The organism is Timaviella obliquedivisa GSE-PSE-MK23-08B (assembly GCA_019358855.1).
In the GTDB taxonomy this organism is placed as follows: Bacteria; Cyanobacteriota; Cyanobacteriia; order Elainellales; family Elainellaceae; genus Timaviella; species Timaviella obliquedivisa.
Window position 1 is genome coordinate 434,412 of the sequence record JAHHII010000004.1, and the last position, 20,281, is coordinate 454,692.

Consider the following 20,281-nt stretch of genomic DNA (forward strand, 5'->3'; position numbering starts at 1 on the left):
GAGCAGCAGTTCAGGGAATGAGCACCCCCCGATCTTCCATTGTGAAGCCATTGTGAGGTAATGGCGAAGCAATTTTTGTTCTGTCAGAGCTTGTTCTATCAGAGCCTGAACACTTTAGATCTCAGAAGAAGTATGCGGTATGCGGTAAGCTTTCAAGCTTTATGTGCCGAAAACCGCTTGAACTTCGTTACCCCAAGTTAGTCGCAGCTGATACTGGGCATTGCCGTTACTCACTGCGATTTCAACCCAGCCATGGCTGCCAATGAGTGCTACTGGCTGACCCGGTTGAACTTCTCCATAGGTGCGGCAACCAGGAATGGTGCGTTTACCCACAAGGACTGACCAGGTCTTTCCCTGAATAAAATGACCGGGAATGTTAGTAATAACGTTGCCAAAGCGATCGATATATTGAACGCTACCTGTGCAGCCTGTAAGAGTAGCAGTACAGACTGGGATAGGTAACTGCACTAACGTTGCCGGATCGATCGCCGCTCCCAGTTGAGCGATCGCCACGCCACTTGCTAGATGGGCACCCACAGGTGCAAAAATATCGCGCCCGTGAAAAGTACTGCTGGGGTTAGCATTGCGCCAGTAATGAGAATCAGTGAGTTCTACCGCCTGCACGATCGCTCTATTAGATAGTAATCCAGTGAAAAGCCCATTGTCGGGATCCACCAAAAAACCATCTGTTAGCTGAAGGGCGATCGCCCGGCGTTTACCGCCTACCCCTGGGTCAACTACCGCCACATGCACCGTATCGGCAGGAAAAAAAGGATAGGCATTCATCAAATTAAACTGTGCCGCCATCACATCTTGAGGCTCAATTTGATGGGTTAGATCGACGACTTTCAGCAGAGAGTTGACTTGGGCAATCACGCCTTTCATCACGCCCACATACACATCATTGAGTCCAAAGTCGCTGAGTAGAGTCAAGATGCGTGGAGATTCCATTAGTTCAAAAAGAGATTTGGGAATGATAAGGCGACCAGTCTCTTAATTTGTATATCTGCCCTCATGACTAAATTTGTTGATCTGGCGCAGCCTCGCTTCCGATTATTACATTCTGTTGGGGCAAAATTATTTTTCTCAGTCTTAGGGGCTACTTTGATCGCCTTGGGCAGCGTTTCCTACCTGTTTTATCGGGCATTAGAAAATAGAGCTAAGGATGAAATGATGGGTCGGCTCAATACCCAAGTCGGGTTAGTTGAGGGACAAATTACCCAAGCAGAGTCGTATACGATCGCTTTTGGAGTAGCGCTTCAACAAATGAAAGCGTTAGGAATTACAGATGCAGCGGCTTACAAACAAGCAACCTTCGAGTTTTTTCAAAAACGCCCCAATTTAACAATGGCGATCGGCGCTGGGCAAACGCCCTACCAACTCATGCCCGATCGCCAATGGATATGGCATTACTTTTCTGCTGATCAAGAGCTTCCAACAACAGTTGGTCAGTTACTGCCAGCCCCTAACAACCGCACTCGATATACAGAACTGTTTGCCGAAGACAACTATCCCACCCAGGATTATTACCTAAGTATTACAACCTCTGGAAAGGGCATCTGGACTGAGCCTTACTACTGGTACGGCGTGACCATGACCAGTTTCATGTATCCCTTCTACGACAATCAGAAAAAAATGCTGGGTGTAATAGGCACAGATATTAATGTGACTGCCATTGGAAAGCTCACGAACATTCCTGTGCTTTCTCAAGGAGGCTACTTTGCTATTTTAAGCCAAGAAGGAAAGCTGCTCAGCTATCCCCCTAATCGGGCTAAAACGCAGGAGCAAGACTATAAAGCAGTTCCAGAGCTAGAAGAAGTGTGGCAAGCGGCTCAAAGCGAAAGCCAAGGATTAATTAATTCTCATGGAAACTTATGGGCGTACCAAAGGGTAAAGGGCACTGACTGGCTCATGATTGCAGTGGTACCCAAGCGCATTATTTTGCGACCTGCCTTAGTTTATATGGCGGTTAGTGCAGGTGGAGCGGGGATGATTCTCCTACTGGTCGTCTCTATGTTTGTTTGGCATTTAAATAGAAGACTCCAGCCTATTTTGGCTGAGTGCAATCATCTAAGAACTGCCGATGCCGAAAGGTTGTCACGTTTAAGCCCGATCGCCCACCAAACCATAGACTCTTTGCCCCCTATTAATCAAGCCCAAGATGAATTGGGTATTTTGATAGACACTGTTCATCAAGTCGCTCGTCAACTTCACCAATCTTTTACGCTTCTAGAAGAAAACAATGAACAGCTAGAGACACGAGTGCAAGAACGGACAGAAGAGTTAGCAAAAACTCTAGAAAACCTTCAAGAAACTCAGTCTCAGCTAGTACAAACTGAAAAGATGTCGAGCTTAGGACAAATGGTGGCGGGAATTGCCCATGAAATTAATAATCCTGTGAATTTTATTTATGGCAATTTAGACTATGCCGAAAAATATGCTCAAGATCTGCTGGTGGCGATTGCCCTCTACCAAAAACACAGCCCGTCTCATCCTGTCATTGAGCAGCACTTAGAAAAGATCGAACTAGACTACGTTGCAGAAGACTTCCCCAAGCTGATTGCTTCTATGCAAACAGGAACTCAGCGCATTCGAGAAATTGTAGTGAGCTTAAGAAATTTCTCGCGGTTAGATGACTCCATGCAACCGACGAATATTCATGAAGGCATGGATAGCACGCTGCTAATTTTAAAGCATCGATTAACGACCCAATCCTATCGGTCTGAGATTAGGGTGACTAAAATCTACGGCGATTTACCTCTAGTTAACTGTTATGCAGGGTTACTCAACCAAGTTTTTATGAACCTTCTCGCGAACGCCATTGACGTTTTGGAAGAGGATGCTTCTCAAAAAAATTTACAACCTGCCATTCATATCTCTACACAAGCCCAGGTAAACTGCGTGGTCATCAGTATTGCCGACAACGGGAGGGGAATGAATGAGGCGACGAAAGCTAAACTATTTAATGCTTTTTTTACCACTAAACCTGTCGGTAAAGGAACCGGACTAGGACTTTCCATCAGTCGGCAAATTATTGTTGAAAAACATGGCGGAACATTAGATTGCATTTCCGAGCCAGGTCAAGGCACTGAGTTTATTATTACGATCCCGCTTCAGGCTGAAGGCAGCCAAACTACTACTGCGGTGCCAGTCATGGGATAGTCGGCAGGCAATAAACCACAGGTGGGCGCAGGGCTAAAAATTTCGAGGTCAGCTTGCATGGCGTGGAGCAGTTCGCGGGCGATCGCCAGCCCCAGCCCCGAGCCTGGAATTGTGGTTTTAGCTTGGACTCCTCGGTAGTGCCGTTCAAACAAACGAGGCAAATCTTGGGGGGGAATCCCGGCACCTGTATCGGCAATGACGATCGCCTGCATTTTCTTTTGATCTTCTACCTGCACCCACACTCCGCCCCCAGCAGGGGTGTACTTTAAGGCATTATCGAGCAAGTTGCTGAGGACTTCGCGCAACATCTTTACGTCAGTTTGAACAGGCGGCAGGGAGGGAATTTTGCTTTGCAGGGTGAGTTGACGATCTTGAGCGATCGCTGCTGCCGATTCTAGCAAGGGTTCTAAAACTTCGATAATGGCATGGCGTTCGAGTTGGCACGCTGCGCCTGTCAGCGATTCGGGCAATAGTGCCACAGAAGCAGGTTGGGCGGGCAGGATGAGGTCATTTAAGTCGGCGGCAATGTCGAGTTGTTTGAGCAAGTCTTCCAGGCGATTGCTTTCGCGGACAATACCATCAGCGACCGGGTGGTTGGTATCTCCAGGCTGAAGGCGACGCATGAGTAGCTTGCCAAAAGTCCGGAGCGCCGTCAGCGGATTGCGAAATTGATGCAGCAAATCATCAAACAAATCTTGCCGTTGTTCCCAGAGCATTTCCTGTTGGCGCAGGTCTTGCGTCATCCATTGCGATCGCTGATCTAACACGCACGCGACTGCCAATGTCTGGGCAACTTGTTTAAGTTGCGTTTGCTCTGCCTCGCTCCATGCCCGGTCAGAGCGCGCTGTCACTAATAAACCCATGACTGTGTCTTCATGAATCAGCGGCAAAACAAGCTGCTGTTGCCGAAGCATGGCTTTTTCAGCAGCTTCTAGCGGTAAGGACGGAGCCTTTGCGCTGGAGGCTGACAAAGCGGTTAATGAAGCAGGATCGTCAGAAGGGACAGTTTTAGCAGAGAGGAGACGGGGCTTACTGCGGCGTTGTCGGCGGGAGAGGAGTGAAAGGATTTGGTCTTCGTCCCAGGTGGCGATCGCTTCAGGATAAGCCACTACCGGAATCAGCTTGGCATCTGCCACCTCAGTCAGTTCTTCAGTGAGGTAAATAATGCTTAGCGCAGCACCTAAACTTTGTGTCAGCAGAGTCACCTGTGCTTGACAAAGAGCAACAAATTCGGCGCTAGCAGGCATGAGCATAAAGCAATCTAGGAAAACGTGAACATCAACTTTAAGGTTTTGACCTAACTGAAGTCTTAATCTTAGAGGTTTTAATCTTAAATATTACTGTCTTTAAAGACAGATCGTCATAGAGCTTGTCATTATCCGTACCCTTAATGTTACTGGGTCTAACTCTACTGATTATATTGATTGAATTGAGATAGTTTTCTATACTCTAACGGCTCAAAGTTTTGCGTCAAACTGACTCTATTGTTTTCACTAAAAGTAAGATTTTGCAAAAAAATAAGTAACCCATGAAATTCTTTTAGATTCTGTATCAAAAATTTAAAGACAGTTGAAATCCCAGAGCCAAGCCTATATACTCTTTCAAGTCTTAGTCATTTTGGTAACTAGGATTACAATAGCAGTGTAGTAAGGAGGTAACAGGGTTGGCAAGAAGACGCAAGCGGAAAAGTCGTCGTCGACTAGAAGGACGCAGAATTCTGGAGTTGGTACCTCAGTTTAGTATTGAATGTGGTGAAGATAAGCCTGTTACTGCCGCTAGGAAGTATATCCAAGCTGAAGGCATTTTGCCACCAGCCTTACTCCTAGTGAAACGCAACGAACATACCACGGATCGGTACTTCTGGGCTGAGAAGGGTTTATTTGGTGCACAATATGTTGAAGAAAATCATTTTCTGTTCCCCAGTCTGCGGGTTCCTGAAGATGAAGCAGAAGAGCTACTGACAACCGCCTCCGTTCGCTGACATTTTGTAAGTGAAAAGAGTCATCTCAGATCTGTTCCGAAGGCGTACTCTCTACAGTCCTGAGGTGAATGTTCAGACTTATTTGGAAGATTAAGCTCTGTCATAGCATTGACAGGGTGGCGCTTATTCTTTTACAGGTCGGAATAGGAGGAAAAAGTTAGACAGTTAATTTCTAACTAGAGAAATCTTAAGATTAAGGCGAAGTCCACAACAGACTTCGCCTTTTTTTTGATTTTTTTGATGAAGTTTAGTAACCAACCTTTGCTCTAGCAACGATCGCATTAGCATAAAATAACTCAATTCAGTTGTCCTCTACCTTCTGAGGGAAGGCGGGGCGATCGCTTACAATTCTTAATAATTGCTTTACCTTACGGTTCTACCCCTAGAAACAACTGAACTGGATTAAAGTCCAACCTTTTTTTGAGGATTCTCTAACTTTTTGTTTTTTAACGCTGTGAAAAAGACAAGGCTATTGTGATCTGCTTGCTAACAAAAATTGAACCGACAATTCAGAATAAAGTTTGGTTCAACAAATTCTTTTTGTTCAAAAGTATTTTAGCTTACCCTAAACATTGCTTTGCTTCAAAATGCTAAAGCGCCTTACCAAGATTTTGAAGGAGTCGATTTCTAAGTTAATTAAAATCTCTTAGCTTAATTTCATCCAGGCTTTATCTCTGCCGTTTATATTAAAAAAAGTAACGAACTATATTTTTAGCTATGGCTTTTATTCATCTTCCTAAACCCTGGCAATCTGAGTCTGAGGTTACTTCTGAAACGGCTTTTCATAACCGGAGAAATTTTTTGAAAGGGCTAATCGGTGCAGGAATTGCTGGGTCTGTTCTTCCCCTTATAGGGTGCCAAAAACAGCCTACCGCAGCAGAAACCCCTTTTCTTGGGACTTATGCTCTTAAAGCGAACTTGAACCCAGCTTTTGCGAAGGTAGAACGTCCCATTACCAACGAAGTTTTGGCAGGCACGTACAACAACTTTTACGAGTTTGGCGGGACTAAGAAAATTTGGCAAAATGCCCAAGCTCTGCCACTAGACAACTGGAAAGTTGAGGTCAGTGGACTGGTTAGTAATCCTAAAGTCTATGATCTAGATGATTTATTAAACTTTCCGCTGGAAGAACGGGTTTATCGGTTTCGCTGTGTGGAGGCTTGGGCAATGGTTGTGCCGTGGCTAGGCTTTCCAATGAACGCTATTTTGAAGCAAGTGGAGCCGACGGCTAGAGCAAAATTTGTTAAGTTCACCTCTTTTTATGATGCTCAGATCATGAAGGGTCCTAGCTTTCCGCCTTCTCAGTTTTTGCCTTTCCCTTATGTTGAAAGTTTGCGGGTGGACGAGATGGCAAACGAGTTAGCGTTTTTTGCGATCGGCAACTATGGGCGATCGCTCCCTAAACAGCATGGTGCACCCATCCGAGCCGTGATTCCTTGGAAATATGGGTTTAAGGGGGCAAAGTCGATCGTCAAAATTGAGTTTGTTGAAACCCAGCCAGCGACCTACTGGAATACCATCAGCCCAGGTGAGTACAAAATTGAGTCGAATGTAGAACCCGATGTTTCCCATCCTCGTTGGTCGCAGAAGAAGGAGCGCTTGATCGCGGAGGGCCCTGATTTTAAGTGGAAAGAAGTGCCCAGCCAACTTTATAACGGCTATGGAGAATACGTGGCGCAATTGTATGCGTAGGGTCAAGGTGTTTGCATCTAGATCTAGCCTAGGTTTCTAAAATCTTGATGCAAAGGCTTTGCCCGACCCTAAAGCCCGACCCTGAAGGGCGACTTAACCTTCGGGAAAGCGATGTTCGCGCACTTCGCTGCCAAAGGTATGAACGGCTTGGGTGATGCTTTCTCGCAGGTTGACGTAGACTTTGGCAAACGAGGGCTGCCAGTCGGATAAGCCCAGCAAATCGGCAGTGACGAGAACTTGCCCATCACATTGCGCTCCTGCGCCAATGCCGATGGTGGGGATAGTTAGCTTTTGACTAATCTGCAGCCCTAGTTCTGGGGGAATATGTTCGAGCACGATCGCAAAACATCCAGCTTGCTCCAGGGCGATCGCCTCTTCTATCATTTTTTCTGCTCCTACTGGCGATCGCCCTTGCTGGCGAAATCCGCCGACCTGATGCACTGACTGAGGCGTTAACCCTAGATGTCCCATGACTGGAATACCCGCTTGTACAAGTCGGGCGATCGTGGTCACCATGTCAGGATAGCCGCCTTCTATCTTGACTGCTTGTGCTCCGGTTTCTTTCATGACGCGACCTGCCGATCGCATTGCCTGTTCTGAACTTTCTTGATAGGTCATGAAGGGCAAATCTACCACCATGAGGGCATGTTTCACGCCTCGGCGGACGGCTTTGGCGTGGTGGATCATTTCGTCTAGGGTGACGGGGAGCGTGGTTTCGTAGCCCAATGTCACCATGCCCAAGCTGTCGCCCACCAAGATTACGTCTATCCCGGCTTGGTCGAGGATCTGGGCAAAAGGATAATCTGAGGCGGTGAGAACGGCGATCGCTCGTCCTTCTTTTTTGAAGCGAATCAGTTGCTGTGTGGTAATTGCCATATTAGTAGCTAGGCGTATACTCTAGCGCTTGTTCTGCGGGTGTGAGTGATGCCCATTCAACATCTCGGCGCAACACTTTGGCGGTAGGAGTGGCAATCAGTTTAGGAAGCTGCTGCTGATTGATCAACTCTAGAGTTGCCATGTCATAGGTGGTGTAGGTTGTGTCGGCTTGAGAGAGGCTGACATCGACAACGGTAAGCGTTTTTTGTGGACGCAAATCGCCGTTGAGTAGAGGGCGTGTTCCTGATCCTAAAATACCGCAGTGGAGAAGCTCTAGGTTGCCTTGGTGTCCTGGATAGTAGGCATGGTCATGACCGCTGATGTAGGTGTGGACTTTGTAGCGTTCGAGGAGCGATCGCAGTTCTTCTGCTTTTTCTAAATATTCTCCGGGTTCATCTCGCCCCACGGTGATGGCGTAGAGCGGCAAATGACCAATGGCAATCCGCAGTTTTGCCGACTGTGCGGTGCTGCTGGCTAAGCTTTTTTCTGCCCAAGCAATTTGCGCCGCAGGAATCTTTGCGGCTGAAGCATCCCACACCAGAAAAAAGATGTCGTTTTGCTGAAAGGTGTAGTGGAAGGGAAACCCAGTGCGATCGACAAACTGTATGCCTGGATTGTGGCTCGGATCGTTCCAATAAGCAGAGGCTGCATCTCGATCTTTGTTGAACAGGAAGCCGCCATCAGTGGCGATCGCCCCGGAAGCATCGTGATTGCCCAAGGTAAAGCCGTAGGGAATCTTAGCCTGCCGCATCGGGGCGCTAACGTGCTGATCAAACCCTGCCCACATTGCCTCAAGTTCGCTGATGGAGAGGGAGGGAGATTGCCCCGCAACCATGTCGCCGCCGCAAAGAACCAGATCGGGTTTCCAGGTCGAGAGCAGGGCGATCGCTTGATCCACTTCGGGTTCATAGTCGGTGGAGCCGTACTGGCTGTTGAGATCACTAATCACAACAATTCGCGCATCGCCCCTGGGCGGATTGAAAATGCCTGAAGTGGGAGAACTTTGGGCGATCGGAGTGCTTGTTACATTCTGTAACTTCTGTAACGGGATTGAATCCTGAGAAGCTCTATTAATCGCCAACAATCGTTGGGCAGCCAGCGCTAGACCCACGCCGCCAAATGCTCCCCCTAAAAGTAAAAACTGACGACGGTTGAAACCCATAATCATTGGTGTAGTAAACTTCAGACATTCCTAAAATAGCAGGAACATTCGCACCCATGACTCAAGATCACACGCCTTCTCCTGACCCTCAGCCTTCTGAACCGTCTCCATCGGTCGCTCCGGTTTCCTCCAAAGCGCCTACCAGAGCCACGACCCAAAGCTCTACGCTGCAAAAAGTGAAGCAGTTCTGGCAAACGGCGCAATCTCTGGTAATCACCATTGGGTCAACGGTGGTGCAGTTGGGAAAGCAAGTCAGATCAGGGTGGAATGTAATTCAGCCCAAGGTACAGCGCGGGTGGGAAGCGATTCTGCCGAAGATTCGGGGCATTCTGCCGCAGTCCTGGAATGATAGATTGACGGATCGAATGATGACGAGTGGGGCGATCGCGCTTTCGGTGTTCTTCTTTTGGTTAGCCACTTCGCTACTATTTCCTAGCCGTCCAACGGTTGCTAAAGCTCCTCCGGCTGGTGTGGTTGCCCGCGATTCTAAAGCTCCTCCACTTGACCCCAAAAAGCTGGCAGTCATTCAAAATCAGCTTGTAGAAGTGGCAGAACCTTATGCGGCAGGGCTGAATGCATCAGGTCTGGACGTATCAGATCTAGAAGCGCCAAAACTCATTGACGGGGTGCGGGTGAACTTGAACAAGGAGCGATTGGCCGTGCAACTGGGAGACGGCTGGTACGGGCTGGCTTCGGCACAGCAGGATCAGTTAGCGAATGAGTTGTGGAAGCGATCGCTCAAACTCAAGTTCAGCCAGTTAGAGCTTGCCGATGCCGCAGGTAAGCAATTGGCAAGAAGTCCGGTAGTCGGTTCCAAAATGGTGGTGTTGCGGCGGGAGCTACAGATTTAAGATTTCGCAGATTTAAGATGCAGATTTAAGATTTCGCAGCCCTTTAAAGTTTAGCTGTCCTCAAAGATTTAGCAGACCTCTCAGGTTTCACAGCCCGGAAGTTTTGTGCTTTTTTAATGCCCTTGTATTCCAGAAGACTCACCCCCTTAGGTAAGGGAATGGTACTTTGCAGAGGTGGGTTCTAGGAAATAAGGTTCGATTGAAGAGCCATTCTTCTTTGATTTCTTATGCGTTCACTGGGCAGCTCTCGATTAGATTTAATTTTTGCGTGCATCTGTTGCTTGGCGATCGCCCTTGAACTCCGCTTTTTGCAAAGGTTATCATCTATCGCGCTAGAGAGCAGAACGTCACTATGTCAGAATTTACGCTGATTAATCCGGTTCTAACGACTTACGAGTGGAGCGATCGCCCTAGCTTGGGCACGACTGCCACTACTAATCCTAGTAATAATAACCAGACTACATCCGGACAAGAAATTACTTTAGGCGGCTTTTCGGGCTTGTACTATGAAGGTAAAGCCGCCAACGGCAATCTCAAATTTATTACCCATACCGATCGCGGCCCCAATGGCGAACCGACAGATTTAATTCCCAGCATTCCGGGCAGCGAGCGCCCTTTTGCCTTACCCAACTTCCAGCCCGAATTGGTGCGGTTTGAACTCGATCGCACGACGGGTCAAATTACCATCACTGAACGAATTGGCTTGAAGCGCCCCAATGGAACAGCGCTGACCGGATTGCCAAACCTGCAAAGTGGCGCAGCCGGAACGGCTTATACCGACGAAGTGCCGATCGATTTATTTGGTAATCGTCTTGCCAATGATCCTTTGGGCGCAGATTTAGAAGGTATTGTCGTAGCGGCTGACGGCACGTTTTGGATGGTGGATGAATATCGCCCAGCGATTTATCACTTTGACGGGACGGGGCAGCTAATTGAGCGATTTATTCCTAAAGGCACGCCCACGGGTAGCGGCGAGTTTGGCACAGCGGCTTTGCCCGAAGTGTATGCTCAGCGACGCACTAACCGAGGCTTTGAGGCGGTGGCGCTAGAAGGCACAAAGCTGTACGCATTTATTCAGAGCGCGATCGATAATCCTGATTCAGCGGCGGACACCACTTCTCGCGCCTCACAGAATTTGAGAATTTTGGAATTTGATGTAAACACCCAAGCTGTTACGGGGGAATATCTTTATCGGCTAGATGACATTAGCGGTAGTGGCACCGCCAGAACCGACAAAATTGGGGATGCAGTGGCGTTAGGCGACGGTAAGTTTTTGGTAGCCGAGCGAGATGACCGGGGCGGCACCGATGCGAATAAGCTGATTTACGAGATTGACCTGAAAGGTGCAACGAATATTAACAGTGTTGCGAACCTCACCAAGATTCCAGCCGGAAAGACGATCGAACAATTGAACACCACCGAATTGCAGAATGCCGACTTGCAGTCAGTCAGTAAGCGATTGGTAACGAATGCTGCAATGCTCGGCTATACGGGAGTTGAGAAGCTGGAAGGTTTAGCCGTAACCGAGAGTGGGGCGATCGTGCTGCTTAACGATAATGACTTTGGGTTGCAGGCGAATCCGGCTAAAGGCGATGGCACCGTGTCTTTAAACGAGGAGCCAACCCCAGTCAAGCTAGGCATTATCGAACCTCAATCAACCATTCGGTTTTCTCAGTTCAACGCTTCCTTGAATCGCAACAACGAAGGGGATTTGGTTAAAGATTTATCGACACCTGATAATGCTCAAGCAAAGGCTGTGGCTGAAATTATTCAGCGATCGAATCCTGATGTGCTGCTGATTAACGAATTTGACTATGTTGCCAGCAATCCGCTTCAGCCCGTTGACTTGTTCAAGAGAAACTATTTGGCGATCGGGCAGAACGGCGCGAATCCTGTTGATTATCCCTACGTTTACATTGCTCCTTCTAATACGGGGATTGCGTCTGGGTTAGATTTGGATAACAACGGCAATATTGTGACCACGGTAGGCGCTCCTGGCTACGGAAACGATGCCTTTGGGTTTGGCAACTTTCCAGGACAGTTTGGTATGGTGTTGCTGTCGAAATATCCCATCGATACCGCCAACGTGCGTACCTTCCAGAATTTTCTGTGGAAGGATATGCCCGGTTCTTTGCTGCCCACCATCAGCGTTGATGGCAGCACTCCCTTCTATTCGGCAGCAGAGCAAGCAATCCTACCGCTCTCGTCTAAGAGCCACTGGGATGTGCCCATTCAAGTCAACGGCAAAACCATTCATGCTTTGGTCAGTCATCCAACGCCGCCTGTATTTGATGGCGTTGAAGACCGCAACGGCAAAAAGAATCATGACGAGATTCGCTTTTGGGCAGATTATATTGCCTCAGAAGATTACATTTACGACGACAAAGGACAGCAGGGCGGACTAAACGCAGGTTCTAGTTTTGTGGTTATGGGCGACCAAAACGCTGATCCTTTTGATGGGGATAGCTTTGATAACGCCATCACGCAATTACTTCAAAACCCCAGAATCAATACTGCGAATGTTCCGACCAGTCCCGGCGCACCCCAACAAGCGGCACTTCAGGCAGGGGCAAATCTGACGCAAAAAGGCAATCCTAACTTTGATACGGCTGATTTTGCAGATACCAATCCGGGCAACCTGCGCGCCGATTATGTATTGCCTTCAGCCGATTTAACCATCACAGATTCTCGGGTCTTCTGGCCCTCTAATGATGATCCGTTATTTCGGCTAGTCGGCACATTTGACCCTAGGCTGCCAGGCGGTTTTCCGAGTTCTGATCATCGTTTGGTTTGGACAGATATCCAGGTGCCATTGCCAGGAACATTGGCTGAACCGGGAAAGGCGATCGCCCAACCTAATCTTCAAGGCGAAGTCATTTTCCCTACCGGCTTTATCCCTGGCGGTGCAGCAGGCACCGTCAACGGTGTATCGGTCGCGGTAGGCGGGCTTTCCGGCGTGACGTATGATGCGGAAAATCAGCAGTACTACGCCATTTCAGACGATCGCTCCCAAAATGCCCCGGCTCGGTTCTACACCTTTACCGCCGACTTTAGCGGCACGCCGACGGTTAATTTTACCAACGTCACCCCACTTAAAGATGCTCAGGGCAATTTCTTTACTCTTAATAGTCTCGATCCAGAGGGCATTGCGTTGACAGAGAACGGAACGGTATTCATTTCTTCCGAGGGGGAAGCGAATCCCAGTACCGGACGAGTAACAGCACCGTTCATTAAAGAGTTCTCACTAGTGACCGGACAAGAAGTGCGATCGCTTCCTATTCCTACCAAGTTTCTACCTATTGTTGAAGATACAAACGGTAGCGGCTTGGTAGATGTTGGTGATCTGCAAAAGTCTGGTGTTCGTAATAACCTGGCGTTTGAAAGCCTGACCCTCAGCCCTAATCAAAAGACGCTGTACACGGCAACTGAGAACGCATTATTCCAAGATGGTGCTACAGCAACGCGAACAGACGGCAGCCGATCGCGCATTTTGCAATACAACTTGGTCACTGGGCAACCCGAAAAAGAGTACTTGTATGTGACCGACGCGATCGCGGCTGATCCCGTACCTGCAACAGGTTTTAAAGATAATGGTTTGGTCGATTTGCTGGCGATCGATAATCGCGGCACCCTGCTGGCGGTGGAGCGATCGTTTGCGCAGGGCGTAGGCAACACCATCAAAATCTATCAAGTCAGTCTGCAAGGCACTACTGATATCAGCACTCTTGGCTCACTTAGCAGCCTAAGCGCCGAAGAATTTGCAGCGATTCAGCCCGCCTACAAGCAACTGATCCTCAACCTGGATACGCTTGAACTACCAATGGGAACCGACAATATTGAGGGCATTACCTGGGGCCCCAAACTGGCGGATGGTCGCCAGAGTATTGTTCTGGTCAGTGATAACAACTTCAGCGCAACGCAGTTTACGCAGGTATTAGCGTTGGGTGCGAATCAACTGCTAACAGCGTTACCAACTGCTGAAACGCCTTCAGTAATTGATAGTGACGATCGCGCCCTGGTTCCCCACCCTGCGTTTCTGGGTGATGCGGATGATCCGGCAGTTTGGGTTGATCCGACCGATGCAGGCAACAGCCTGGTGTTAGGCACACTAAAAAATGGGGGACTGGCGACTTTCAACTTAGACGGGACGGTGGCTCAAGATTTGAGCGTTACGCCCTACGGCGATCGCCGTTACAACAACGTGGATGTTTTGTATAACTTCCAGGTGGGCGGCAAAACTATAGATTTAGCGATCGCCACCGATCGTCGCAACGACACCCTGACGATCTGGTCAATCGACCCGCTCACCCGCCAACTGATCGATATCACCGCGCCCTCTCTCAGCGCTAAATCGGCTTCTATTTTTGGCATCGACGATGGCAGCGAGACAGCTTATGGTCTTGCCACCTACACCAGCGTTAGCGGTCAATCCTACGCTTTTGTCAGCCAGCGCGAAAACAATAAAATTGCCCAACTCGAACTGATCGCCAACCACGACGGTACCGTTGATGCAAAAACAGTTCGCACCCTTTCAGCGCCAATTCCACCCGGTAAGGAACTAGAAGACTCGCAGTTTGAAGGCATGGTGGTGGATAAAGAACTGGGCTATCTGTACGCAGGACAAGAGCAGCGCGGAATTTGGAAGTACCAGGCAGAGCCAACAGCAGACACTCAGGGCACCTTAATCCAAGCCGTGAAGCCGGAAGGGGAGGAACTAACAGCAGATGTCGAGGGGCTGACGATTTACTATGGTAAAAGCGGCACGGGCTATCTCTTGGCATCCAGTCAAGGCGACAGCACCTACGCGGTTTACAGTCGGGCTGGCGATCGCTATTTAGGCTCATTTGCGGTTGGCAGCAATGGCACCATTGATGGCGCACAGCAATCTGACGGTACTGAGGTGATTAACTTGCCGCTGGGTGAGAAATATCCGCAAGGCTTATTTATTACTCAGGATGGCGATAACCTTCCAGCAGTGCTTGAAGAGGGTGAGAATATCAACACCAACTTTAAGTTTGTACCCTGGGAACGAGTCGCCCAAGCCTTGCCTCAGCCGTTGGCGATCGACACTAGCTTTAATCCTCGCAATCTTAAGCCGCTGATGATGAACGAAGACAAGAACGGTCATGATACGCTTTTGGGACTAGGGGGCGATGATAAACTTTCAGGCGGATCAGGAGATGATTTACTGCGAGGTAGATCTGGAAATAATACGTTGCTAGGCAGTTCAGGGCAAGATCGCTTTGCAATTGGCGCAGGCTCCGACATCATCGCTGATTTTAATGTGATGGAAGGCGATCGCACTACAATCATTAACGCTGGTTTTCCGCAGCTTATTACCCAAGGTACTGGAGATAATGCTAAAGATACTTTGATGCAACTAGCGGGTAGTAATAACCCTCTAGGAACTGTCAAAGGCGTTGAAGCGAGTGCATTAATTCCGACATTCCCGACCGTTTAGATCTGGCTATGCGACTGTTGATCTATTGATCTAAATATTTCTTTAAAGGGTGGGCAGCTTGCTCACCCTTCATTAGTTTGTTGAACGTGTTGTTGCTGAAACCATAGGACTGCAATGAGTGCGATCGCCAGTCCTGGCAACGCCGCATAATTCACGACTGCCCAGCCGCCATGGTTTAGAATGTGCCCAGAGCTATATGCCGCGATCGCCACGAAGCTAAACATCAGAAAATCATGGGCTGCCTGGGTTTTAGCCTTTTCAGCAGGCAGATAGGCTTGAGTCAACAGCGTGGTAGAACCGATAAACAAAAAGTTCCAGCCAATACCCAACAACAGCAACGCCGATCGGAAGTGAAAAATATCGATTCCTGATGCATTAATTGCTACGCAGACGAGATTCAACGCAATACCGCATAAAATAATCTTAAGCACACCAAAGCGAGCAATCAAAAATCCTGTAAAAAATGACGGTGCAAACATTCCCAATACGTGCCACTGAAGAACAGTCGCTGCCTCATGAAAAGGATGCTGAAAACCTACGATCGCCAATGGTGTTGCCGTCATAATGAGAACCATGACGCTATAGCCCATGACGCTGCCTAGCAACGCAACCAGGAATACAGGTTGACGCATGATGGTAAGAAGCGATCGCCCGCCCTTTAAATCTATCTTCTCCAACGGCGGCATCTCTATTCCCGCCAACACGCCCAGCGTCAAGCATTGCAACACAATAATAGGCACCAATGACCCTGCAAACGCTGCCGGGAACCAATCTTTCGCCCAATTTGCCAGTCCTGGGCCCACCAATGCCGCTACCACGCCCCCTGCCACTACTAACGAAATTGCCTGCGCCCGAAACTCTTCCTCTGCCACCTCAGCCGCCGCAAATCGATAAAATCCGGTAAACCCGTTAAAGATGCCCAACAAAATCATTGCGATACAAAAGACTAGAAAATTTCTTCCCAGCACTGCCCAAATGCCTACTCCTGCACCCGCAATACCAACCAGGGTGCCGACCACAAACCCAAAACGACGACCTCGGCGTTGCATTAACAGTGAAGCCGGAATTGTGGTGAGCATGACGGCGACTTGTAGCAAGGCGATCGGCAACGTTGCCAATGAGCGATCGCTTGCCAACTGACTACCAATTAAAGCTGCAACAGTAAACAACATGGTAATGCTAGTCATCGATAGTGCTTGGCAGGTTGCGAGGAGCGCCACGTTCTTTTTAGTATGCATAAAAAACTTTCAGGGAGCAGATCGATTGTATCGGGCAATGGCGATCGCATCAAAATTTGAGTGCAGCAATTAAAGCATGAGTAGTGAGGGGGCGATCGCTGATAGCCAGATTAAATCTGAAAATGTGTGGAAAGATTTTTCTGATCCATCTTAGTTCAGCGTATTAGACGGGAAGATTCTGCCGATCCACCCAACTTAGAATGATATGCAGAAACTTTCTTTCTAATAAACAAGTTAGGTATCCTATACCTATCGATTAACCTAAAGCTAGATGAGTTAGGACTTGAGTATGAAGATAGGATTTTGGGGCAGTGGTAACATGGCGCGAGTGCTCGGAGGTGCTTGGTTAGCAGCAGGGCATCAAATAACCTTCGGTTCACGCGATGCGGCAAAATCTCGTGGCGTAGCTGAGGAAATTGGTACAGGTGCGACTGGTGGAACGAATGACGAGGTTGCTGATTCTTGTGAGGTCATTGCCAGCTCTGTACGTGCTGTGCCTTCAAGTTTTCTAGCATCAACCTCAGTGTTGGCAGGCAAAGTCATCATAGATTTGAATAATCGGGATTTTCCTCGTGAGTACAAGCCTGAAGAATTTCTCAATTCTTTAGCCGAAGCAACTCAAAAAGACGTTCCCTCTGCCAAAGTTGTGAAAGCATTGAATAATCAGGCAATGGAAGTTTTCAACTGCAATGCGGTAGCACTCAGAGATGCAGGTATACAAGCTTTTATTGCTGGAAATGATGAAAGTGCCAAACAAATTGTTACCGAACTACTGAACGATATCGGACTTAAGGTTGTCGATTTTGGTTTACTATCTAATGCGTGGTTATTAGAAGTACAAGCAGACATTCTTAGAACTTATATGTTTGCAACTGGAAATGCTCTTGTCACACCCGGCTTTATTGAGGCTCCTCGTGCTGAACCAAGATTTGGAGAACGCCGTAAAGGTACATACTAAAAATGCCTAATAACCGCGCTGTACTAGAACTTAATCAATACGCTTGATAGACTTTCTTTTTTTAGTCCGCAGTGTGAACGCCTACTGTTTAGGCAATATATGCTAGTTTCGTGATCACTATTATCCTTCTAGCCCTATGCGATCGCTAAGAAATTACACTATCGTGTTGCGTCCTGATGATAATGGAACCTTTGTTGCCTATGTCCCGGCAGTTGCAGGCTGCCATGCCTGGGGACAAACTCCAGAAGAGGCTCAAGCTGAACTCGTTCATGTGTTTGAGATGATTCGGGACGAGCAAGCACCTCTATTTCTTCAGCAAAAGATAATAAAGCTGCCCCGTAGTATTAATTAACCCCGCCCGATCGCCCGCCAGCGTTCCCGTTCCCATAAATAAATCGACTCGTCCTGCCCCTCGAATTGCCCCGCCCGTATCTTGATCCAATACATACCGACTTGCAGGCTGCGGCACCAAATTACCCGCCTCATCTCTTTGAGGAATCAGGGTTTGAATGAAAGCCAACGCTCCTGGCGGCATCAAAGATTTATCAGTGGCGATCGATCGCTCTGCCGTTACCGGAACGCCCAAGCTCCCGGTTGCCGGAGTTCCTGTTGTTTCATTGAAAAACACAAAACGGTTATTCCGGGGAATATAAACATCCATATCCGCCGGATTCTGCTGGAAGTACTGAATCAACACGGGCAAACTTAGCTCTTCTAAGCGAAACTTTCCCGCATTAACCAACTCGCGCCCCATGCTGACATAGGGATAATCCGTATGTCCGGCATAGCCTACTGATAAGGTCGAGCCATCAGTCATTTGAAGCTGCGCTGAGCCTTGTACTTGCACCAGATAAGCTTGGAGGCGATCGCGCAACCACACCAGTTCTAGCCCTCGCAGCAGACCCTTCCCGCTTAATCCATCTCGCCCTTCCAGATCTAGCCGCGTCGGGTTGCCCAATCCATCTAAATTGGCAGGCATTCGATAAAGCGGATAGCGAAACTCGGCGGTCTGCACTCGGCTTGCCGCATAGGTTGGCTGAAAGTAGCCCGTAAAACCCACTGTGCCATTGCCATCATTTCCTACCGACTGATACAGATCGAACTCCTGCCGTACCGAGGTTTGCAGTTCTTCGGGTGAACGTGCCACTGTGATAAGCTGCCGAAACCGGACGAGACTCCGACGCACGCGCTCTAAGGAAAAACCCGGAACAGGATATCGCTGATAAGCATTAGCAGCGGAGGGCGAGCGCAAATAGCCCAAGGAATAATCAATAGAATTCAGCAGAGCTTGGCGATCGTTGCCCGTGCCCCAAAGCTGTTGATCCAAGCCCGTCGAGTCTTCGGCGAGTTCAACCCGTTGTAGCGGTAGGTCGGCACTCTGGGCAGGTTGAATCAGTGGCGTAGCAAAGGTTATGGAGATTAGAAGACTGAGGCAAAAGAGGGCGGCGACGTAGCCTCTCTTCCAGGAGTCTCTTTTGAGAAAGGGCGATCGAATAAGCATGGCATTACACTGAATTTCCTATGAACCGCAAGATCCGCTCTCACATCAATAGCATTAGATCAATAGCATTAGAAAGCATCTATATTCTTGATCCTTGAAAATTGATCAACATGAATCGGTTGCTTGTTGGGTCATTCGTTTAAGATGCTCCTGTCCCCATTCACACAAGGGTTGAAAAACGGGTATGAGAGTTCTGCCATAGTGTGTGAAGGAATACTCAACTTTTGGAGGCATCACTGATAATGTGGCGCGGCTAATAATCGTGTCTTTTTCAAGTTCCTTGAGTTGCTGAATCAGCATCTTTTCGCTAATTTCAGGAATCAGCCGTTTTAACTCGCTATATCGTTTGCCACCATCTTTAAGATGCCACAAAATCAAAAGCTTCCACTTACCGCCCAAGACCTTAAGCGTCATCTGCACGAAGGATGTATTATCAGCCTGATCTAATTGCATTAATCATTCTCCTCTGAGCTTGTAGGAGCTTACAAAAAAGTAAGTACTTCTCAAAAATTCAGTAGAAGTATACCTTAGGGTTTGAGCAAAACCTTTCTAGTTCAGGAAACAGGGTAATGGCGTATTTAGCAGGAAAAGTAGCACTTGTTACAGGAGCGTCGCGGGGAATTGGCAGAGCGATCGCGGAACGGTTAGGGCATGACGGGGCAAACGTGGCTATTACCTATGCTGGCAATCGAGATCAGGCAGAAGCAGTGGTTGAAACAATTAGAAGCGACGGGGTAGAGGCGATCGCGGTTCAATCTGATATCAGTGATATCGCAAGTACGCGCAGTCTATTTCAACAAGTTCTCAACACATTTGGGCAGCTTGATATTGTGGTCAACAATGTTGGTGTATCGGTTTACAAACCCACGATCGACATGACAGAATCAGACTTCGATCGCGTCTTTAACACCAATGCAAAAGGCACATATTTTGCGTTGCAGGAAGCGGCAAAACACATTAGCAACGATGGACGCATCATCAGCTTATCGAGTGGTGCAACTCAGCAGAGCATTCCTGCCGGAGGGCTGTATGCTGCCAGTAAAGCTGCGATCGAGCAATTTAGCTTTGCCTTATCAAAAGAACTAGGGCATCGTAGTGTCACAGTAAACCTGGTTGCACCAGGAATCACCAATACTGATGGTTTAATCATGCCTGCGGATACTTTAGAGCAATTGGTTCAATCAACACCATTAGGTCGATTGGGGCAGCCCAATGACATTGCCGATGTTGTGGCGTTTCTGGCATCAGATGAAGCGCGATGGGTAAACGGACAGGTCATTCATGTGAATGGCGGCATTTTATAAATGAGAAAAAAGCGAGAAGAGAGATAGGAACACTGTAGGGATGTGCTCTTAAAAAAATTCCCAGCTTCTTTAAGAAGTCGGGAATCTGCAAGAAA

General features: G+C 48.2%; 15 protein-coding genes and 2 pseudogenes. 10 read left to right on the top strand and 7 right to left on the bottom strand.

Annotated elements, in window-relative coordinates:
* Nucleotides 1-159: 159 nt before the first annotated feature.
* Entirely contained in the window at nucleotides 160-951 is a 792-nt protein-coding gene (locus KME11_10465; GenBank protein ID MBW4515637.1) for an SAM-dependent chlorinase/fluorinase, read from the bottom strand.
* 63 nt (nucleotides 952-1,014) lie between these two features.
* Here KME11_10465 and KME11_10470 point away from each other — a divergent pair, with 63 nt between their 5' ends.
* On the top strand, nucleotides 1,015-3,162 hold the full coding sequence (locus KME11_10470) for a sensor histidine kinase (GenBank protein ID MBW4515638.1): 2,148 nt from the start codon (nucleotides 1,015-1,017) through the stop codon (nucleotides 3,160-3,162).
* Here the strand turns inward: KME11_10470 and KME11_10475 are convergent.
* A complete protein-coding gene (locus KME11_10475; GenBank protein ID MBW4515639.1) occupies nucleotides 3,114-4,409 on the bottom strand; it encodes a GAF domain-containing sensor histidine kinase in 1,296 nt (431 codons plus the stop codon). The genes KME11_10470 and KME11_10475 overlap by 49 nt on opposite strands.
* Nucleotides 4,410-4,825: 416 nt before the next feature.
* Between KME11_10475 and KME11_10480 the strand changes: the two genes are divergently transcribed.
* Nucleotides 4,826-5,143, top strand: a complete 318-nt coding sequence (locus KME11_10480; protein ID MBW4515640.1) for a DUF3155 domain-containing protein — start codon at nucleotides 4,826-4,828, stop codon at nucleotides 5,141-5,143.
* A gap of 717 nt (nucleotides 5,144-5,860) precedes the next feature.
* Nucleotides 5,861-6,835, top strand: coding sequence for a protein-methionine-sulfoxide reductase catalytic subunit MsrP (msrP, locus tag KME11_10485; protein MBW4515641.1), 975 nt, complete (start codon nucleotides 5,861-5,863; stop codon nucleotides 6,833-6,835).
* 93 nt (nucleotides 6,836-6,928) lie between these two features.
* On the opposite strand, the gene panB is transcribed toward msrP, so the two are convergent.
* Both panB and KME11_10495 read right to left on the bottom strand, forming a co-directional pair.
* Entirely contained in the window at nucleotides 6,929-7,711 is a 783-nt protein-coding gene (panB, locus tag KME11_10490) for a 3-methyl-2-oxobutanoate hydroxymethyltransferase (GenBank protein ID MBW4515642.1), read from the bottom strand.
* A gap of 1 nt (nucleotide 7,712) precedes the next feature.
* A complete protein-coding gene (locus KME11_10495) occupies nucleotides 7,713-8,873 on the bottom strand; it encodes a metallophosphoesterase (GenBank protein ID MBW4515643.1) in 1,161 nt (386 codons plus the stop codon).
* Nucleotides 8,874-8,929: 56 nt separating this feature from the next.
* Between KME11_10495 and KME11_10500 the strand changes: the two genes are divergently transcribed.
* The 4 genes and pseudogenes from KME11_10500 (at nucleotide 8,930) to KME11_10515 (ending at nucleotide 15,185) form a co-directional block, all read left to right on the top strand.
* The gene (locus tag KME11_10500; GenBank protein MBW4515644.1) at nucleotides 8,930-9,724 is read left to right on the top strand and encodes a hypothetical protein; all 795 of its coding nucleotides are present in this window, start codon (nucleotides 8,930-8,932) and stop codon (nucleotides 9,722-9,724) included.
* 352 nt (nucleotides 9,725-10,076) lie between these two features.
* A pseudogene (locus tag KME11_10505) lies at nucleotides 10,077-11,294 on the top strand (esterase-like activity of phytase family protein).
* A 72-nt stretch (nucleotides 11,295-11,366) separates the two neighbouring features.
* Nucleotides 11,367-14,810, top strand: a pseudogene (locus KME11_10510) (phytase).
* A 15-nt stretch (nucleotides 14,811-14,825) separates the two neighbouring features.
* Nucleotides 14,826-15,185: a hypothetical protein gene (locus tag KME11_10515; GenBank protein MBW4515645.1), complete on the top strand. Its 360-nt coding sequence runs from the start codon at nucleotides 14,826-14,828 to the stop codon at nucleotides 15,183-15,185.
* A gap of 62 nt (nucleotides 15,186-15,247) precedes the next feature.
* Here the strand turns inward: KME11_10515 and KME11_10520 are convergent, their stop codons facing one another.
* Nucleotides 15,248-16,423, bottom strand: a complete 1,176-nt coding sequence (locus KME11_10520) for an MFS transporter (protein ID MBW4515646.1) — start codon at nucleotides 16,421-16,423, stop codon at nucleotides 15,248-15,250.
* A gap of 289 nt (nucleotides 16,424-16,712) precedes the next feature.
* Between KME11_10520 and KME11_10525 the strand changes: the two genes are divergently transcribed.
* Both KME11_10525 and KME11_10530 read left to right on the top strand, forming a co-directional pair.
* Nucleotides 16,713-17,381, top strand: a complete 669-nt coding sequence (locus tag KME11_10525) for an NAD(P)-binding domain-containing protein (GenBank protein ID MBW4515647.1) — start codon at nucleotides 16,713-16,715, stop codon at nucleotides 17,379-17,381.
* Nucleotides 17,382-17,517: 136 nt separating this feature from the next.
* Nucleotides 17,518-17,733: a type II toxin-antitoxin system HicB family antitoxin gene (locus KME11_10530; GenBank protein MBW4515648.1), complete on the top strand. Its 216-nt coding sequence runs from the start codon at nucleotides 17,518-17,520 to the stop codon at nucleotides 17,731-17,733.
* Here KME11_10530 and KME11_10535 read toward each other — a convergent pair.
* Both KME11_10535 and KME11_10540 read right to left on the bottom strand, forming a co-directional pair.
* Nucleotides 17,686-18,882, bottom strand: a complete 1,197-nt coding sequence (locus tag KME11_10535; protein MBW4515649.1) for an MltA domain-containing protein — start codon at nucleotides 18,880-18,882, stop codon at nucleotides 17,686-17,688. The genes KME11_10530 and KME11_10535 overlap by 48 nt on opposite strands.
* Nucleotides 18,883-18,987: 105 nt before the next feature.
* On the bottom strand, nucleotides 18,988-19,335 hold the full coding sequence (locus KME11_10540) for a winged helix-turn-helix transcriptional regulator (protein MBW4515650.1): 348 nt from the start codon (nucleotides 19,333-19,335) through the stop codon (nucleotides 18,988-18,990).
* Nucleotides 19,336-19,451: 116 nt separating this feature from the next.
* Between KME11_10540 and KME11_10545 the strand changes: the two genes are divergently transcribed.
* A complete protein-coding gene (locus KME11_10545; GenBank protein ID MBW4515651.1) occupies nucleotides 19,452-20,186 on the top strand; it encodes a glucose 1-dehydrogenase in 735 nt (244 codons plus the stop codon).
* Nucleotides 20,187-20,281: the final 95 nt, after the last annotated feature.

Excerpts from the sequence above, each read along its gene's own strand:
- KME11_10465 (MBW4515637.1), bottom strand. The coding sequence starts at position 951 with ATGGAATCTCCACGCATCTTGACTCTACTCAGCGACTTTGGACTCAAT.
- KME11_10470 (MBW4515638.1), top strand. The coding sequence starts at position 1,015 with ATGACTAAATTTGTTGATCTGGCGCAGCCTCGCTTCCGATTATTACAT.
- KME11_10475 (MBW4515639.1), bottom strand. The coding sequence starts at position 4,409 with ATGCCTGCTAGCGCCGAATTTGTTGCTCTTTGTCAAGCACAGGTGACT.
- msrP (MBW4515641.1), top strand. The coding sequence starts at position 5,861 with ATGGCTTTTATTCATCTTCCTAAACCCTGGCAATCTGAGTCTGAGGTT.
- panB (MBW4515642.1), bottom strand. The coding sequence starts at position 7,711 with ATGGCAATTACCACACAGCAACTGATTCGCTTCAAAAAAGAAGGACGA.
- KME11_10495 (MBW4515643.1), bottom strand. The coding sequence starts at position 8,873 with ATGGGTTTCAACCGTCGTCAGTTTTTACTTTTAGGGGGAGCATTTGGC.
- KME11_10500 (MBW4515644.1), top strand. The coding sequence starts at position 8,930 with ATGACTCAAGATCACACGCCTTCTCCTGACCCTCAGCCTTCTGAACCG.
- KME11_10515 (MBW4515645.1), top strand. The coding sequence starts at position 14,826 with ATGATGAACGAAGACAAGAACGGTCATGATACGCTTTTGGGACTAGGG.
- KME11_10520 (MBW4515646.1), bottom strand. The coding sequence starts at position 16,423 with ATGCATACTAAAAAGAACGTGGCGCTCCTCGCAACCTGCCAAGCACTA.
- KME11_10525 (MBW4515647.1), top strand. The coding sequence starts at position 16,713 with ATGAAGATAGGATTTTGGGGCAGTGGTAACATGGCGCGAGTGCTCGGA.
- KME11_10530 (MBW4515648.1), top strand. The coding sequence starts at position 17,518 with ATGCGATCGCTAAGAAATTACACTATCGTGTTGCGTCCTGATGATAAT.
- KME11_10535 (MBW4515649.1), bottom strand. The coding sequence starts at position 18,882 with ATGCTTATTCGATCGCCCTTTCTCAAAAGAGACTCCTGGAAGAGAGGC.
- KME11_10540 (MBW4515650.1), bottom strand. The coding sequence starts at position 19,335 with ATGCAATTAGATCAGGCTGATAATACATCCTTCGTGCAGATGACGCTT.
- KME11_10545 (MBW4515651.1), top strand. The coding sequence starts at position 19,452 with ATGGCGTATTTAGCAGGAAAAGTAGCACTTGTTACAGGAGCGTCGCGG.